A 15,342-nucleotide genomic window follows, 5' to 3' on the forward strand; every position below is an offset into this window, starting at 1 on the left:
TTTTAAGTTGAACAATTCATCGTGAGGGCTGTTGACAGTTGACAGTTGACAGTTAACCACTTGAAGGCAGTGTAAACCAGAAGGTTAGCCCTTGCCGAGGATTACTCATGGCACCAATGTTTCCGCCATGTGCTTGAATAAATTGCTGACACAGGTACATTTTTAAGCAAATTGCTGTGGAACAGGGGGCTTGGGGATCACGGATTTGTAGATCGAAAAGGCGATCGCACTCTGACTTACTCATTGTGATACCGTTATCTTGAATCAGAGTCCGAATCATGCCATCTTCTACTGTGGTTTTGACCGTAAATTCCAGCCCTGGGGGATTGTGTTGCAAACTATAACTAAACAAACTCATCACAACTTTCTCAAACCGGACTTGATCAACCATCACCAAAGGTAAGTCCTTAGGAAGTAAGTTCTTGCAAGTTGCCTGATTTTCTCTTAACAGTGGTTGTAAGTCTGTAATGATTTTTTCCAGTAGTCCGCCAAATGGAACAAGTTCCCGATGCAGGGTTAGTTCTTTTTCCTCACAGGAGTGGATTTCTAGCAACGAGTCTAGCATTCCCAATTGCCGATTATTACCTTGAATCATGCGATCGATAGTAGAACGTGGCACGGAAATGAGGGGTTGGGGATTGGGGATTGGGGATTGGGTACTGGGGACTGGGGATTGGGGATTGGGGACTGGGGATTGGGGATTGGGAATTGTACTTTCTTCTAGTTCATGTTCGCTGTTTCCCCTATTTTCCCTACTTCCTACGTTCCACTCGCCACTCCCCATTCCCAAATTCTCTAACACCATCAAATTACCAATCACCGAAGTACGTAAATCATGGGCTACGGTATGCAATACAACATTTTTGATGCGTTGAATTTCTTCTAGTTCCCGCATTTTCTGTTGTAATTCGGCGGTGCGTTCTTCTACCTGATGTTCTAAATTGGTGTTGAGGTCTGCGAGTTCTTGATATGTCAGCAGTAACTTGGCTTCTGTTTGTTTCCGTTCTGTGATATCTCGAACAATAGCTAAGACTTCATCCGTCCCACTCACTACCAAACGTGCCTCATAATCTCGTATTTCTAGAGGTGTTGGTAACTGATATTCGCAAGTCTGCAAAGTTCCTGTATCCAAAGTTTTAGTAATGATTCCTTGAATCATCGTGGCAATATCAGTTGGTAAGACATTTTGGATATTTTTACCAGTGAACTCTTCCCCAGGGCAAGGGAGATTTGCAACTTCTCCGTTCAAAGATAAAAAATTACCATCACGGCTGAGGCGAAAGATAAAATCAGGAATAGCGTTTAATATAGCTTGATATTGTGCTTCAGTAGCCTGCAAGCGATTAATTAGCTGTTGTTGATCTTGTTGATGTCGTGCTTTTACAGTTTCATCCACTCTCTGTGCCTTTGATGTACCAGCAAACGAATTACAGTTAACAATGATCATAGCTACTTTCACGGTTTTTGCAGAGTTTGGATGCCCTGGATCTGATTTTTAATCGCACTTTGGCTGCTTCTTACTTCAGGTTAATTCCTACTGGAGCGATCGCATTCACCCAATCGGGTGAACCATTGATTCTTCTGTCAATATTTTATTAAGTAATGTAGTACTTGTAAAACAATGTCTTATAATATAGCAGTCTTGATGAATTTAAATGCTAGATTTTCAAAAAAACTCAGCATTAAAACCGATTAAATCAAATGAAATAAAATGCTATTTCAATGCTAAATAATCAATTTAATTCTCTTCATCAACAAAAATATAGGAATCTGCTTTGATTATTGTTGGCATAGCCTGAGCTTGTGCATAAAAATCTAAGCATCTGTAGGGTGGGCATTGCCCACCAAAGTACCCATTATACCTATAATTCATAAATCAAATATTAGTCCTATATGAGATAATTTTATTTGTGTAAATTTGCTGTTTATAAGTAAGCGGAAGATAAAATAATGGCTCAAAAATTGCCTATTGATTCAAATATCAACTCTCCTAATCAAGTTTCTATATTTCGTACAGCCAAGCCTAGTTCTGAGTTCTACACAGTTTTTTCAGAAGCAGAAGTTTTAGGTATAGTTCAAGCCCTAGAATCCAGGTGGGAAATACCTCTGAAGTATTCATACAAAGGACAAGGTGCAAAAATATGGGATAGTTTTTATCTAAAATATATCGTCCCTACATGGTATCGAACATCAAATGTAGAGATTGATTTATTAAAAAGTAATTTTGCATATTTAAATGGTGATTATCAGCAGTGCGAGAAAGTTAATATTATAGATGTGGGTGCAGGTAACTCATATCCAGTGAAAGCATTTATTAGTAGACTTCAGAAAATAGATAAAATTGATAAATATATCGCCTTAGATATTAGTGATGAATTACTCAAGGTCTCTAGTAAGAATTTTAAAAAATGGTTTCCCTTAATTGACTATACAAATTATGCAATCGATATAGAAAATAATAAAATTCCAGAAAATATATTCAAAAATCAACTCGAAAATACAGCTAATATATTTTTACATCTAGGTGTCACAATCGCCAACCATCACGACAGACATCAAGTATTCCAAAATTTTCGAGACAGTATGGCACAAAATGATTTACTGGTCTTTACAAATGAGATTGGTTCTAATTCTCAATGGGATGGCATAGCTAGAGGTGGTTGTAAATATCATGCAGATCAAGTGTATGGATGGCTGACAAACAACCTGGGGATGGAAGCAGAAGATTGTGAACTGGTAAGAAGATATGATCCAGCAAAAGACAGTATAGTTGCTAACCTAAAATTACGGCAAAATTACACAATTAATTTTAGTTATTTAGGAATAGATAAGAGTTTAGAAATATCTGCGGGTGAGGAAATTACTATTTGGCGACATCATAAGTTTGAAATACCCACCCTCATACAAGAAATCGAACAAGCTGGGCTAAAACTCGTACATTACAGTACTAATAAATATTCATCACATCTCATGGTAATTTGTGAGACAGCCAGTAAATAACAATTCAAAATTCAAAAACAGGAATAAATAATACCAATTAACCATTTGTAGAGACGCGATGAATCGCGTCTTCTTCACTAAACCACCGCTTGTTTTGAAGATTTAGTTAAATCACAAGGAGCAAAAGCACCATTCTCAGTGATGATGGCTGTAATTAACTCGGCTGGGGTGACATCAAATGCAGGATTGTAGAATTCTACGCCTGGAGGTGTCAAAGTAGTATCGCCGACTTGATAAATTTCTACTGGGTTGCGTTCTTCAATGGGAATTTGACTACCATCAGTTAATTCAAAATCAATTGTAGAAACAGGCGCAGCCACAAAGAAAGGAACATTATGTGCTTTGGCTACTATAGCTAAACTATAAGTGCCGATTTTATTGGCAGCATCACCATTAGCCGCAATTCGATCCGCACCCACAACAACAGCATCAATTAAACCCTGCTTCATACAATGGGCTGCCATATTATCGGTAATTAGCGTTACGGGAATACCTTCTTGTACACATTCCCAGGTGGTGAGTTTTGCACCTTGCAGACGCGGACGGGTTTCATCAGCAAACAACCTTTCTAAACGCCCTTCTCGCCAAGCTGAACGGACAACCCCCAAGGCTGTACCATAACCAGCAGTAGCTAAAGCACCAGCATTACAATGGGTGAGCAATGTCAGCTTTGTTGGGGTTTTGGGTAAGATAGCCAAGCCATTGTCACCGATCACCTGACAAGTTTGCAAGTCTTCTGCATTGATGGCTTGGGCAGTTTGTAAGAGATTTTCTTTAATTTGGGCGACTGTTCCTAAAGTCTCATAGGCAGTTTTCAGCATCCGACTAATTGCCCAAAATAAATTTACCGCCGTAGGACGGGTAGCCCGTAATAACTGTGCCACTTTTTCTAATTTTTGCAGAAACTCCTGGCGTTCGCTTGTCTCAATTTCCCTCGCCCCCAAATACATCCCATAAGCCGCCGCCACACCAATCGCAGGCGCACCCCGAACAATCATAGTTTGAATTGCCCGCGCCATCTCTTCACTACGGTGAATCTCTACAACTGCATACTCATTGGGTAAACGAGTTTGGTCAATTAGTAAGACACAATTATTTTGCCAGATAACGGGGTAAATCATAGATGGGGACTGGGGATTGGGGACTGGGAATATAATATACCTTATCTCTCCTATCTCCCCAGTCCCTAGTTTCTACTGTGGAAAGTAGGCGATAATCATGGCTACTTTGGGATGATTACGGGCGATCGCTTCTGGTGCATTACCAAATAGGGCAAATAGTTGAGTTTTGTTCTCCACAGTCCCATTCAGTAGTAGTAAATCGTTGGTTTTGAGTAACCGAGAAACTTGGCGGACAAAGTTACCTCTTACTTTCTGAATTGGTGTGTCGGCTGGTAGTCCAGTATCAGCTATCTCAATGGCTTCTCCTCGCAGTGCTACTACTTGTAAAAGTTGGAGAGAGGCTTTCAATTCTGTGGCTAAAGCCTTGGCTAATTCAATGCTTTGTCCAAAGGTGCTGGCTTGGGCTTGTTGGGTGGTAAAAGCTAAAAATACTCGATTTGTGTGTTCAATTGGTAATGGGAAGCGGGATACTAAAACGGGGATAAAACTACGCTGAACAATTTTATCAATGACACCACCAAATAGATTTTCTTGATAGGTAGAGTAGCCTTTCCAACCGCAGATAATCGCACTCGCTTGCTTTTCTTCGGCTACACGGGCAATACCTTTGTCAATGGATTCGTCAATCCTGCCGATGGGGGTAACATTCACAACCGCCGCATGGGCGATCATTTCTGCGGTGGATAGGAGTTGGCTTTGTTTGGCTTTGGCATCTGGGGAAATGGGGTTATTTTCCTCTAGTAAAATATGGAGTGGTAACAAAGTACCAGAGGCAGATTTAGTCAGGATAATTGCCAACTGGAGTAGATTATCTTCGGTGTTGGGGTTAGCCACTGGGACTAAAACGCGATCGCCTATACTACCACCCGGACGCGTTTGGATACTATCGGCTTCTGGTTTGAGATTTCTACCCCATTTCGCTGTTACCCAAGGAGAAGCAATGCAGGTAACTAAAATCATGGCGATCGTGCCATTAACTGTTAATTGGTCTACGAGCTTGATATTATAAGCCACTGTGATGGCTGCTAAAGTTGAGGCAGCTTGCGCCACTGATAACCCAAACATCACCATGATGTTGTTAAAGTTCATGCCAAATAACTTACCAGAACCCCAAGCGGGAAGAAATTTGGCAACAATAGCCACAGACACCATCACAGCAGATACTACCAGCGATCGCGGTTCTTGCACCAAAATCAAAGGATTCACCAGCATCCCCACAGAAATGAGAAAGAAAGGGACAAACAGGGTATTACCGATAAATTGAATCCGGTTCATCAACGGGCTAAGTTGGGGTATCAGTTGAGTAATTGCCACTCCTGCCAAAAAAGCCCCAATAATTGGCTCAATTTGGACTAATTCTGCCCCATAAGAAACTACAAACAGGGTAGCCAAAACAAATGTAAACTCTGCCCCTTCATCATGTCCAAACCTTTGAAAAAACCAGCGTCCGATATGTGGCACACCCCACAAAGTAAGAAAGGTGTAAATAATTAACGCCGGAATCAGGAATAACCAAAAACTAAGAGTTAAATTCCCTTGATGCGCCCTGACTACCACCGCTAAAACCAAAAGCGCCAAAATATTTGTAATGAGCGTACCACCGAGAGTCGTCGTCAAAACTTGAGAACGCATAATGCCCAATTTGCTGGCAATGGGTAAGGCGAGTAAAGTATGAGAAGCGAAACAAGAAGCTACCAGAATTGCAGGTAAAAAAGTATAGCCAATTGCCATCATGGCTCCAGTTCCCAAAGCCATTGGGATTGCAAAGGTAGCTAGTCCAAAAATGACTGCCTTATCTGCGTTATATTTCAGATCATCCAGGCTAGTTTCCAGCCCAGCCATAAACATCAAAAATAGTAAACCCACAGTGCCTAAAAGCACAATAGTATTATCTCGTGCTAATAATCCCAATCCATTAGGGCCGACTACTACCCCTGCGAGAATTAATCCCACAATCCCAGGTAGACGAATCTTCTCAAATAGTAGGGGAGCGACTAACATAATCCCCAAAATCATCAAGAAAACTGGTACTGGGTCTTTAATAGGTGTGGATAATACGGAAGCTAATGAATAATTAATTACACTTTGCCAAGAAATAGCGATCGCATCTAATATCATGGATGTTTTTACAGCACTATATTTGCATTGACTCAAATATTAGTACCTTCTCAAAACTCCCATCAAATTGGCACTATTGTTAGATATAGATTTTCCTGCTTTGGTGAAATTACTCGGAAATTTCTTTAAAAAACCGGTAAAACCAAACCTTCACAAGCTAGTGAAGCGTTAGAAAAGGTAGACTGAACTTCCTTTTCCACCTGATCAAGAAAATCATCATGATCGTCTGGGTGATGGTGGGAGATAATTAACTTGCGTACCCCTGCCTTCTGAGCCATTTCTACAGCCGCTTGCCAGAGTAACTCAGCCGACTCATGTTCATGAGATGTTGGCGGCGTATAGGTAGCGTTAGCAATCAGCAAATCAACATCTTGAATAATTTGCAAAACTTGTTCTCTTTCACCTTGTTCAGCACTCATATTTAAATCCGTGACATAGGCGACGCTATATTCTTGCCATGTAACGCGATAGCCAATTGAACGCTGGGTTTGATTAATTAATGCTGTTCTAATAGTGACATCATCTAACTTCAATTCACTATCAGGAGTCAAGTGGTAAAACTGCAACTCCGACTGCATTACCTGTAACGGATAAGGAAAATGTGGTTGGAGCATTTGATCACACAAGGATTGTTTAATCGAAGCCCCATTAGATGCAGCCCCACCGTAAATGTGAAAGCAATTTCCGGCAATAAATGCAGGAGCAAAGAAGGGAAACCCTTGGATACGGTTTGATTGAGAATTGGTAAAAAATAAATGGGCTTCTAGCGGCTGTTGTAAGTGCTGCCAAGCTTTACCCAATATCCGTAAACCCGTACCACCATCAAAAATTAGGCGTTTACCAGCCACCTGCATTTCTACACAAGCAGTATTACCCCCATAACGGCTAGTATTACTGCTTGGGGTGGGAATTAATCCCCTAACCCCCCAGAACTGCACGATAAATTTACCAGCGAGACTACTTAGGTTAGCAGTAGACTCATCATTTAGGTAGCTTTGGGAACCTGACAGCTCAAGATTTGTCATTTTATTTGAATTTAGACCTGACTGAGCAGGTCATCGTAGCGCCGCACTTCTAAAGGTCGGTTTTTTTCATCTACAATGACTACCGTTGGAGTGTAACTTTTTAACTCCTCAGATGTAAACTGCCCGTAAGTCATTATAATCACGCGATCGCCTATAATGCCTAGACGGGCGGCAGCCCCATTTAATTCAATAATTCCCGAATGCGCTGGAGCCGGGATCGCATAAGTAATGAAGCGTTGTCCATTTGCATTATTCACTACTTGCACTTGTTCATAAGGCAAGATGCCAGATTTGTCCAATAAGATTTGATCGATGCTAATACTACCCACATAATTGATGTTCGCCCCAGTGAGGGTGCAATTATGAATTTTTGCCAAAAGGAGGGTACGTTGCATTTTGGTTAAAATTTCTCCAGCAATTGTTGCACTTAGTTAATTGAGTAGTAAGGGGTAGGAGAAGCAGCAGGGGGGCAGAGGGCAGGGGGAAAGCAGAAAAATCTTTAAGTAAGTTCTCGCCTCTGCTCCCTACTTCCTGCCCCAATTCCTAACTTTTCCCACACCCCACACCCCATTATTACTTGTAAGCTTTAATGGATTTGTCAACTAGAGCTTTCACTTGATCAACATCTTGCCAACCGAGGATTTGAGTTACTTTTTTTTCTAAATTTTTGTAACTACGGAAAAACTCAGCTATTTCATCCAAGCGATGTGGGGCTACGTCATTCAAAGATTTTACGTGAGCGTAGCGGGGGTCTTTGTCAGGTACTGCCAAAATTTTCTCATCGCGATCGCCACCGTCAATCATTTCCAAAAAGCCAATTGGTCTGGCCGCGATGACACAACCAGGAAAGGTTGGCTCATCAATAATTACCATACCATCCAGGGGATCGCCATCATCAGCTAAGGTATTTGGGACAAAGCCATAATCATAAGGATACTTAACCGAAGAATACAATACTCGGTCTAGAGCAAAGGCTTCCAAGTCTTTATCAAATTCGTATTTATTTTGACTACCACCAGCAATTTCAATCAGAATATTGATGACTCCTGGTTTGGGTTGTGCTGGAATACGGGATAAGTCCACAAAAAACTCCTGTCTTAACTATTAAGTGCATTGGGGACATACTCCCCGTGTAGAATTTTATGGCCAAGATGGACTTCTTCTCAAAGTATTTATCTAAGTGCTGAGTCAGATATTCTTCCCCCTGCCTCCTATGAAAAAAAGCGCTGTGGAAAAATATCACAACGCTGCTAGAGTTATTAAGGATATTTCTATCCACTGAAAAGAAGCTTTTCCTTAAATTTGAGTAATACATACTCAAATTTAAGCTTAGATCGCAGATTTGCTACAATCGGGCGGATGATACCCAAATTTGCGGCTCTTTGCTGATGAAACCTCATTATGCAGCAGTATCTAATCCTCCCCTTGTTGGGATTGATAAGTCATGGGTTGCTGATTATTTGAGACATCACCTGAATAGTGTCCAATCACGAACACAGGTAGGGTTAGAGTTACTAAAGCGATTATTGTTCCCACAATATCTGCCAAACGATGGGAGTACGTGTCGGAAGGACTGGCAGACTGGCTATCTGAATTCATACAAAGTTTAAAGTCAATCAAATTTCTGGTAAGTTTGCTCTCTTGGTGAGAGTTTCTATACTATTTTAGCTATTTTCTACTGTCAAATGTGTAGCTTTTGAAAACATGAGCTAATTTGGCAGGTATCATAATTGTCATTTTTAACTTGCTGATTTTGTTACAAAGTTGATAGTAAAGATTTTCCATTTATTCTAGTCGTTGATTTGTTATGGTTCCTAGATATAATTGGTTGTCATTGGTTAACTTCGGGTTAAGAGGCAAGTATTGAAAAATTTTTTTGACATCTATACATACTAATTATTAACCGCAATAATCTAAATTCGTCAATAATGTAACATCTTGAAATACTTTATTTAAGGTTTTTCTGGCAATTTATTCTGTTGGAAATAGCTATTAAAAATACGAAATATTACTGAAGATATAAATACATTTTTACCCACTGAATAAATACAAAGCTAAAGATATAAGAAAATCTAAGCAATTAGATGGATCATAATTTTGATTGCCAAAATTACATCCCGAAAAAATACACATAAATTGTGAATGTGCTGAGTGTGTCAGTTATTTTTTATTTTCATTACCTTTACTATAGGCACTCATTCTAATCAATATGACCTTAGATTCGTCAATCTATATATAGGTAGATATAAGGGACTTCCAGATAAAAAAATATCCAAAATGCAGGGTGAGTCAGTGCGAGAAAACCTAGCTGCACCAAGAAAATATTCATACTGACGCACCCTACTAACTTACACTGACCATGATGGTGTAACAAATGATCGCATAATACCAACGCCACCATCACTTCCATCATTGGAACTGCACGGGGTAAAACATAAGGATCACGTCTTCCCTTCGCCGCTAATAATGTTTCTTCACCCTCACGCGTCACCGTTTTTTGCTCTTTCCTAATGGTATCTGTAGGCTTAAATGCAACGCGCAAAATAATATTTTCCCCTGAAACAACCGATAACTTCAACATTCGCAACTTGACGGAGAATTTTTTTAGCGATCGCACCTGCTGCTACTATCCCTATGTTTCAGTCAAAATTAATTGCCAATAGTCTAAAAGAACGAATATCTCATATACATACAGTGATCATTTTGTAAATTGTAAAAATACTGATTATAATAGTTTATGTAACTTTATTAAAATAATTATGCCTACCCCTACCCCTGGTCTAAATTACTGGTATAACTCAGCACGAGATTTATTTGGTAAAGTATACCGAGACAAAGATAAATTGCATGAATCTGTTAACAGCCAAGATCATGAGAGAATAGCTGATGCCATATTCAATTTTGTAGTAACCGCGTATCATGTAAGAGATTGGTTAAAGCAGGAAGCGATAACAAGTTTTACTCCTCAAGATGTTGACAACTATGTGAATCATAATAAGGTTCTAAGTATCTGTGCTGACCTATGTAATGGTAGTAAACATCGAATTTTAACCAAAAGTCTAAAATCAACGGCAACCGGTACTAGAAATTCTCCACTAAAGGTAAGTATGACAAGCATTACTTGTTCTAGTAGTATTGCTGTGACAGGGTTTACACCTGTAATTGATACATTAGAAGGAAATCAATATGACATTTTAAGCTGGGCAGATCAGGTCGTATCAACATGGGAAGATTTCTTTACGAGACACGGTATCTAACCAACTACGGCTTCTCATAAAATAAAGAAAGCATCTTTTTTTTCAGAAGATGCTTTTTTATTACTTTAAATGAAGATTAATCAGAATGAGACTTATTTTGTTGATTGCCTATCGGATGCAGTCGAGGCAATAGTTATTTACAATATTTTATTCAGGTAAAGCATCTAAATCAGAGAACTTAGACTGCCAATTTGCTTGCTCAATCTTTTCTAAATACTCTTTGATTAATTTAAATTCTTCATAGCTAAAATTGACGTTATCTATGTAGCGGTTATCGTGATTAAATAATTCAGAATCACATTCTTCATTAACTATTGTTTCTTCTGGTTCTGAGCCTTTTTTTATACTTAAGTAATAACTATCTTTAGTGAAAGCAATCACTCCGAAATTTACGGTAAAATCTCCACTAGAAGCCGTTCCTTTTAGATTATAAAAATCAGAGCAATCTGTCCATTCCAACTCACCTTGGAATTTCCAAGTCTTTCTAATCACTCCATTGTGAATTTTTTCTAAAAGTTTTCGTATATATTCTATACGAGTGATTTTTCGCTCTGTTATAGTAAAAGTAATTTCTTCTGACATATTTTCTCTTGATTTATTATTTTTCAAGTTTAAAACGCTCTGTTTAGCTTGTGCCAAAATATCTTGGTTATTTATCTCAGCCAGTTTTGCCATTTCTAATGATTCTAATTTTTGAACCAAATAACTATAGAGTTCTAAACTTTTTTTATAATTCTCAGGCTGATTTAAAATATCATCACAAGCCTTCAAAGTATCAAAAGCAAATTGATAATTTCCCTGCTCACAATGATGATAAAAAGCCTCAATATAATCTGCTAAATCTTCTTCCCAATCCCAATTTTCTAGCCAATCACCTTCTATATCATCAACATAAAGATGAATATAATCAGCACCATAATTTTGTTTATCTAGCTGCAATTGTTGGGATGCTTCCAGATAATTACCATCTACCTCTGAACTGGATTGATTATAAATCTTTACATCTTTAGTCATAATGCTATCCAGGGAAGGTTATAATATCAAAAAAATTGGCAGGGCGATCGCTACTTTCTTTAAGCATAACATCTGCTAACTTGAGTAGATTGTCTGGAGTGTTCACTTGGGCATCATGAGCCACCAGTAAAGCCCGTTTAATATTCCAACATGATAAAGTATTACTCCATCGCTGCTGCTTATTCAAAAAGTCAGGGTTAAGCTGTCCATCCCGCAAGTTAGAAATACCTGTAAGCTGAACAAACACAGGCTCAAGTTTAGTCGGAAAATGACTAACCAGTAAATCTGTAGCCATAGATAAATCTAGAATGTAACGTTCTGAAGCACTACCGTCAGTTCTAGCATTAATGGTTTGAGTTATGGCTAAAATTAAATCTTCATCGCTGCCAATATACTCTTCTTGTATAAGCTTTTCCATCCAGTAAGAAAATTTTGGGTCTTCTTGACTCAACCAATTAGGGAATATGACAGTGTACCAGTAATACTCAGTTACGGATAGTTTCTTTTGCTGACAAAACTTTTCTATTTCTGCTTCAGAGAAATTTACAATTGGTTTAATCTCATATATATAAGCTTGAATATCGTAATAAAATTCATTGAGAAACTCTATTAAAAATCGTTTTTTATCAAGAAGCTCATTTTTATATTTAGATAGTGTAATTCCAATTTCTTTAATCCTAGATGCCAACTTAGGTTCTATCAATAAAGCTTTCTTTTTTAGAACTTGCAACCTGGGTTTAATCTCACTAGCCTGTAGTCGAGTCCTCTTTGCCGTCAAGAAACATCTCCATTAGGGTTGATTTCGTTAATTCTATACCATCTTCCATCTCAACTATCTCCTTGAACCAAACAAAAATACCCCCCATCTCTGGAGGGTATTTTTTATTTAACTAAGTTTATTAAACCTAGTTGAAAATTAACCGTTGATAGCAGGAGCGGTTAAAGCAACAGGAGCAACTTCACCAGCAGCCAAGTCTAAGGGGAAGTTGTGAGCGTTACGCTCGTGCATTACTTCCATACCCAAGTTAGCGCGGTTGATGATGTCAGCCCAGGTATTGATTACACGACCTTGTGAGTCGATGATGGATTGGTTGAAGTTGAAGCCGTTCAAGTTGAACGCCATTGTGCTTACACCCAACGCGGTAAACCAAATACCGATTACAGGCCATGCAGCTAGGAAGAAGTGCAATTGACGGCTGTTGTTGAAGGAAGCGTATTGGAAGATCAAGCGACCGAAGTAACCGTGTGCTGCAACGATGTTGTAGGTTTCTTCTTCTTGACCGAATTTGTAACCGTAGTTTTGTGATTCGTTCTCAGTTGTTTCACGAACTAAGGAGGAAGTTACCAAGGAACCGTGCATTGCGGAGAACAAGCTACCACCGAATACACCTGCTACACCTAACATATGGAAGGGGTGCATCAAGATGTTGTGTTCTGCTTGGAACACGATCATGAAGTTGAAGGTGCCGGAGATACCCAAGGGCATACCGTCGGAGAAGGAACCTTGTCCGATTGGGTAGATCAAGAATACTGCTGTTGCTGCTGCTACGGGAGCGGAGAATGCTAAGCAGATCCAAGGACGCATTCCTAAGCGGTAGGATAGTTCCCATTCACGACCGAGGTAGCAGAATACGCCGGTCAAGAAGTGGAAGATTACCAATTGGTAAGGACCACCGTTGTACAACCACTCGTCAAGAGATGCTGCTTCCCAAATTGGGTAGAAGTGCAAACCGATGGCGTTGGAGGAGGGAACAACTGCACCTGAGATGATGTTGTTTCCGTAGATTAAGGAACCTGCTACTGGTTCACGGATGCCGTCGATGTCTACTGGAGGTGCGGCGATGAAGGCGATGATGAAGCAGGTGGTTGCAGCTAGCAAGGTGGGGATCATTAGTACGCCGAACCAACCGATGTATAGGCGGTTGTTGGTGCTGGTAATCCACTCGCAGAACTGTTCCCATACGTTGGCGCTTTTGCGCTGTTGTAAGGTTGCGGTCATGTCTTTATGATTACGTTGGTTTTATGAATTAGGCAGGTGTTTTTTGCCTGTAACAATACTTTACACTGCTTTACAAAAATTGGGTGATTAATTAATATCAGTAAAATATATATGCTTTATAAGTTTTAATTATATAAAAAGGTAATACCAACTTGAAAACAGATGTACAGCCCCAAAAGCTTGTTCTTTCTTGATTTTGAATTTTGAATTGGTATTGTTAGCGATCGCCAGTAGTGTTAGGACATCAATAGATGATGCAACCTAGACAGAAAAAGACTTATGAATCTTCCATTCCCTTCAACATCTGTTACATTACGTTACAGACAGTGAAAGCTGTACAACGCAATACATTGGAGTTTTGTTTATGTCTGGTTTCAAAAATCCTAAGTCTACTGTTTCCGAAAGTCCTAATGCTGTGCGTTTTGGTTTCACTACTGAGAGTGAAAGCTGGAATGGTCGCTTTGCAATGATTGGGTTTCTATCTATCGTGTTGATTGAAGCTTTCTCAGGCCAAGGCTTTCTCCATTTTTGGGGCATTTTGTAAGTTGACATAAGCAAGCTCTGTTCCAAGCTTAGTAGGGTGCGTCAGTGTGAATAATTTCTAAGTATATTTAGGTTCTATCGCACTGACGCACCTTATTGGACTGAACAGCCTAAAAATGATTAACTTGAGCTTTTGAGTAAATACAACTGCAAATCCTGCTACAGCAACATCTTGATGAGCAGAATAGGCTAGATATTACCCTCCGATTGCTTAACCAGACCGCCCTAATCTAGTGGCGGTTTTTTTGGTTACTGTTTACCATAGGCACTCATGGGTTCTTTGATAAAGCGGATATAGAAGTGTTTAAAAGTGGACTTAATAACACGGGGCATAGCAAAATCAATGGGCATCAACTTATCGGGAAGTTGCCAATCATAAATTTTTAATAAATCAGGATGTAAGTTGGGAAACTCAACATCAGCAAGTTCTGGGCAAACCCTTAGCCTTTGGGATGCGGCAACGGTAGGCACTTGATGGGGTGGAACGTTCAGAATTTCTACCATTGCTCTATCTAGGGCAAATATATCTGATGCGGCTGCCAATATACCCAAGGCACGAGGTTCGCCGCCACTGGGGCCATTGCCTTCATGACCGATAATGCCGTCTAAAATAGTTAAATCTGGGTTAATTGCCCTGGCAGTTTCTACCAACATTTCCCCAAATCGGTCAGCATCCTTCCCAGCTTCCATGTGCCACCATGCTTTCATTTTGCCGGGAACACAACCAAAGAGGTTTTTTACGCCCAAAGTTAAAGTTAATTGAGCATGGGATTTGACTTTTGGTAAGTTAATCACCACATCTGCTTCTATGACTTCTTTACTCAGTAGCAAGTGATTAAAGTTTTCACTAACAGTTTCGTAACGTTTGCCATGAAAATCGATGATTGGCAGATTGAGTTCTTGAATAAGTGGCTGATAACCGTTGGCGATCGCTACACCCTTAGCACTACCAAAAGCTGGACTATCCCCCAGAAAGGGCTTACCACCTGCGGCGATTACCATTTGGGCAACAGCATACACTAGTTCGGCGCGGGTGGTACATTCTTTAGTGGGACGCGCACCCGTGAGTAAATTAGGTTTCAGTAAAACCCGTTGTCCTGGTTTAACAAAAGCAGCCATCCCCCCAAAAGGTTCTAGCAAGGTGACAAGAGAGTTCTTTAACGCTTCCCGTTCGTAGGAAGTAGCCCGGATCAGGCTGACAGATGGTTTTTGGTTCTGCATAGATGATTTTGTAAGTATGGCTATTGACTGTTGACTGTTGACTG

At 39.8% G+C, this 15,342-nt stretch carries 14 protein-coding genes and 1 pseudogene; 3 read left to right on the top strand and 12 right to left on the bottom strand.

The genetic code is table 11. The features are described from left to right. Positions 1-52: 52 nt before the first annotated feature. Positions 53-1,459, bottom strand: coding sequence for a PAS domain-containing sensor histidine kinase (locus tag GSQ19_RS23595; RefSeq protein WP_104009960.1), 1,407 nt, complete (start codon positions 1,457-1,459; stop codon positions 53-55). Positions 1,460-1,950: 491 nt separating this feature from the next. Between GSQ19_RS23595 and GSQ19_RS23600 the strand changes: the two genes are divergently transcribed. Then, a complete protein-coding gene (locus tag GSQ19_RS23600; RefSeq protein ID WP_011320259.1) occupies positions 1,951-3,000 on the top strand; it encodes an L-histidine N(alpha)-methyltransferase in 1,050 nt (349 codons plus the stop codon). A gap of 77 nt (positions 3,001-3,077) precedes the next feature. Here GSQ19_RS23600 and mtnA read toward each other — a convergent pair whose 3' ends face one another. The 7 genes and pseudogenes from mtnA to GSQ19_RS23635 all read right to left on the bottom strand — a co-directional run. Further along, on the bottom strand, positions 3,078-4,121 hold the full coding sequence (gene mtnA / locus GSQ19_RS23605) for an S-methyl-5-thioribose-1-phosphate isomerase (RefSeq protein ID WP_011320260.1): 1,044 nt from the start codon (positions 4,119-4,121) through the stop codon (positions 3,078-3,080). 72 nt (positions 4,122-4,193) lie between these two features. Next, entirely contained in the window at positions 4,194-6,239 is a 2,046-nt protein-coding gene (locus GSQ19_RS23610; RefSeq protein WP_011320261.1) for a cation:proton antiporter domain-containing protein, read from the bottom strand. 125 nt (positions 6,240-6,364) lie between these two features. Further along, complete coding sequence (locus GSQ19_RS23615; RefSeq protein ID WP_011320262.1) at positions 6,365-7,264, bottom strand: MBL fold metallo-hydrolase; 900 nt, start codon at positions 7,262-7,264, stop codon at positions 6,365-6,367. A gap of 11 nt (positions 7,265-7,275) precedes the next feature. Next, the gene (panD, locus tag GSQ19_RS23620; RefSeq protein ID WP_010997719.1) at positions 7,276-7,659 is read right to left on the bottom strand and encodes an aspartate 1-decarboxylase; all 384 of its coding nucleotides are present in this window, start codon (positions 7,657-7,659) and stop codon (positions 7,276-7,278) included. Positions 7,660-7,837: 178 nt separating this feature from the next. After that, on the bottom strand, positions 7,838-8,347 hold the full coding sequence (locus GSQ19_RS23625; protein WP_011320263.1) for an inorganic diphosphatase: 510 nt from the start codon (positions 8,345-8,347) through the stop codon (positions 7,838-7,840). 330 nt (positions 8,348-8,677) lie between these two features. Next, positions 8,678-8,863, bottom strand: a complete 186-nt coding sequence (locus GSQ19_RS23630; protein ID WP_041456303.1) for a TLTLP motif-containing protein — start codon at positions 8,861-8,863, stop codon at positions 8,678-8,680. A gap of 742 nt (positions 8,864-9,605) precedes the next feature. After that, positions 9,606-9,830: pseudogene (locus GSQ19_RS23635) on the bottom strand (chorismate synthase); the annotation flags it as partial. Between the two features lie 193 nt (positions 9,831-10,023). Between GSQ19_RS23635 and GSQ19_RS23640 the strand changes: the two are divergent. After that, positions 10,024-10,521, top strand: a complete 498-nt coding sequence (locus tag GSQ19_RS23640; protein ID WP_011320264.1) for a hypothetical protein — start codon at positions 10,024-10,026, stop codon at positions 10,519-10,521. A gap of 147 nt (positions 10,522-10,668) precedes the next feature. Here the strand turns inward: GSQ19_RS23640 and GSQ19_RS23645 are convergent, their stop codons facing one another. The 3 genes from GSQ19_RS23645 to psbA all read right to left on the bottom strand — a co-directional run bounded on the left by GSQ19_RS23645 (position 10,669) and on the right by psbA (position 13,534). Continuing rightward, complete coding sequence (locus GSQ19_RS23645; RefSeq protein ID WP_011320265.1) at positions 10,669-11,535, bottom strand: hypothetical protein; 867 nt, start codon at positions 11,533-11,535, stop codon at positions 10,669-10,671. Positions 11,536-11,539: 4 nt separating this feature from the next. Continuing rightward, positions 11,540-12,265, bottom strand: a complete 726-nt coding sequence (locus tag GSQ19_RS23650; protein WP_224311839.1) for a hypothetical protein — start codon at positions 12,263-12,265, stop codon at positions 11,540-11,542. Positions 12,266-12,451: 186 nt separating this feature from the next. Next, complete coding sequence (gene psbA / locus GSQ19_RS23655) at positions 12,452-13,534, bottom strand: photosystem II q(b) protein (protein ID WP_011318412.1); 1,083 nt, start codon at positions 13,532-13,534, stop codon at positions 12,452-12,454. A 364-nt stretch (positions 13,535-13,898) separates the two neighbouring features. Here psbA and GSQ19_RS23660 point away from each other — a divergent pair, with 364 nt between their 5' ends. Continuing rightward, positions 13,899-14,078, top strand: coding sequence for a chlorophyll a/b-binding protein (locus tag GSQ19_RS23660; RefSeq protein ID WP_011320267.1), 180 nt, complete (start codon positions 13,899-13,901; stop codon positions 14,076-14,078). 248 nt (positions 14,079-14,326) lie between these two features. Here GSQ19_RS23660 and GSQ19_RS23665 read toward each other — a convergent pair whose 3' ends face one another. Beyond that, positions 14,327-15,298: an Npun_F2552 family protein gene (locus tag GSQ19_RS23665; RefSeq protein WP_011320268.1), complete on the bottom strand. Its 972-nt coding sequence runs from the start codon at positions 15,296-15,298 to the stop codon at positions 14,327-14,329. Between the last annotated feature and the right edge of the window lie 44 nt (positions 15,299-15,342).

The sequence above is a fragment of the Trichormus variabilis 0441 genome, assembly GCF_009856605.1.
Lineage (GTDB): Bacteria > Cyanobacteriota > Cyanobacteriia > Cyanobacteriales > Nostocaceae > Trichormus > Trichormus variabilis.